Genomic DNA, 1,655 nt, shown 5'->3' with positions numbered 1-1,655 from the left:
TCGCCGGCATGATCGCCGAGGGGCGCCGCGGGAGCGTCGTCTCGCTGATGTGCGACGCCGGCGACCGCTATTCCGGCAACTATTACAGCCCCGAGTGGCTGAAGTCGCAGGGTCTTGATCCGGCCCCGCACGAGGACACCATCCGCGAGTTCTTTGCCAGCGGGGTCTGGCCGGCTTAGCTACACCTCCACCGAGTCGCCGCTGGCAAGGTGCCGGTACTCCGTGCCGTACCTGGCGCCGATCCGGGTCACGTGCGCCTCGATGAGGCCGCGTCCCATATCGTTCAGCAGGGCGTCGTGGATCGGGAAGGCCCGCGGCGCGCGGACCCCAATCACAAAGTCCACCACTTCGCCCACCTTGTTCCACGGGGCATGGATCGGGACCAGCAGGGTTTGCACGTCGATGCCGTCCGGGATCGCGAACGAATCCCCGGGGTGGTACACGTTGGCGTCGACCAAGTAGCCGACGTTGGCGACCACCGGGATCTGCGGATGGATGAGGGCGTGCTGGCCGCCGAAGCTCCGGATGGCGAAGCCGGCCGCATCGAAAGTGTCACCGGCGGCCACCGTGTGGATCCGCTCCGCGGCCGCGGGTCCCTTTTCGCGCAGCTGAGCTGCCACCCCGGCGGGAGCGTGGAGCTCCAACTCCTGGTCGGCCAGCAGGGCGCCGGAGACGGCGTCGACGTCGATATGGTCCGCGTGCTCATGGGTGATCAGCACGGCGGCCGCACCGGCGAGGGCCCGCCCGGTTTCGGAAAAGGTTCCCGGGTCCAGCACCAGCACCCGACCGTCCTTTTCGAGGCGGATGCAGGCGTGGGTGAATTTTGTCAGCTTCATCCGGCTAGCCTATGGTCCCTCCGACGCGGCGTCCACGGTGCCCGGCTGGTAATCTGGGACCCTGCCACTACCCGCAACATGACCCCCAGCGAAGCGAGTCCTCCCAATGTCCAACGGCGCCACAACCGGCGGCAGCCAGGCGCCGGCCGAGGCCGTCGCCGGCACGAAGGAACTGCCGGGCAAGGAACAGCGGGTCACCAAGCAGCGGCTGGCAGTGAGCGCCGCCCTGGATGAGCTCGACGACTTCGTCAGTACCCAGGAGCTGCACCGCATCTTGCAGGAGCGTGGCACCTCGGTTTCCCTCGCCACTTCTTACCGGATCCTGCAATCCCTCGCCGATGACGGCCTGGTGGACGTGCTGCGGAACGCCGACGGCGAAGTGGTCTACCGGCGCTGCGCGGTCACCGGGCATCACCACCACCTGCTCTGCCGCAACTGCGGCAAGGCCGTCGAAGTCGAAGCGCCCGCCGTGGAGGCCTGGGCGGCGCGGATCGCCAGCGAGCACGGCTTCACCGCCGTCGAGCACACCGTCGAGATCTTCGGGCTGTGCCCCGAGTGCACGGCGCTGCAGGCCGGACGCTAGCGGCGCTACGGCTCAGTCCTGCTTGAACCGGATCTGGCCGAGCTGATTGGTGAGCACCAGCTCCGAGGAGTCGAGGTGGTACACCACGGGTTCCTTGAAATAGGCGCTGGTCCAGTTTCGGTGGTCCGCGTCCGGGCCGGCGCAGCCGTCCGCCGAGTCCGTCATCCTGGCAGGGTCGGGAACCAGTCCGAAATCGTCCACGGCGACGGGCACGTTCAGCACGCCGCATGGCATCC

3 protein-coding genes and 1 pseudogene are annotated in these 1,655 nt (G+C 68.1%); 2 read left to right on the top strand and 2 right to left on the bottom strand.

The annotated features are described in order from the left end of the window. Positions 1 to 179, top strand: a pseudogene (locus AB4Y86_RS18510) (PLP-dependent cysteine synthase family protein); the annotation flags it as partial. On the opposite strand, the gene AB4Y86_RS18505 reads toward AB4Y86_RS18510, so the two are convergent. Continuing rightward, positions 180 to 836: an MBL fold metallo-hydrolase gene (locus tag AB4Y86_RS18505; protein ID WP_441403603.1), complete on the bottom strand. Its 657-nt coding sequence runs from the start codon at positions 834 to 836 to the stop codon at positions 180 to 182. It abuts the pseudogene before it with no gap. A gap of 106 nt (positions 837 to 942) precedes the next feature. Here AB4Y86_RS18505 and AB4Y86_RS18500 point away from each other — a divergent pair, with 106 nt between their 5' ends. After that, complete coding sequence (locus AB4Y86_RS18500; RefSeq protein WP_441403602.1) at positions 943 to 1,419, top strand: Fur family transcriptional regulator; 477 nt, start codon at positions 943 to 945, stop codon at positions 1,417 to 1,419. 12 nt (positions 1,420 to 1,431) lie between these two features. On the opposite strand, the gene AB4Y86_RS18495 is transcribed toward AB4Y86_RS18500, so the two are convergent. Then, a partial coding sequence (locus tag AB4Y86_RS18495; protein ID WP_441403601.1) for a hypothetical protein occupies positions 1,432 to 1,655 on the bottom strand: 224 nt, incomplete at its 5' end.

Source organism: Arthrobacter sp. 2YAF22_2 (assembly GCF_052114645.1).
Classification (GTDB): Bacteria; Actinomycetota; Actinomycetes; order Actinomycetales; family Micrococcaceae; genus Arthrobacter.
Note: the sequence above shows the minus strand (reverse complement) of the source record. Positions and strands in the feature narration are given on the sequence as shown.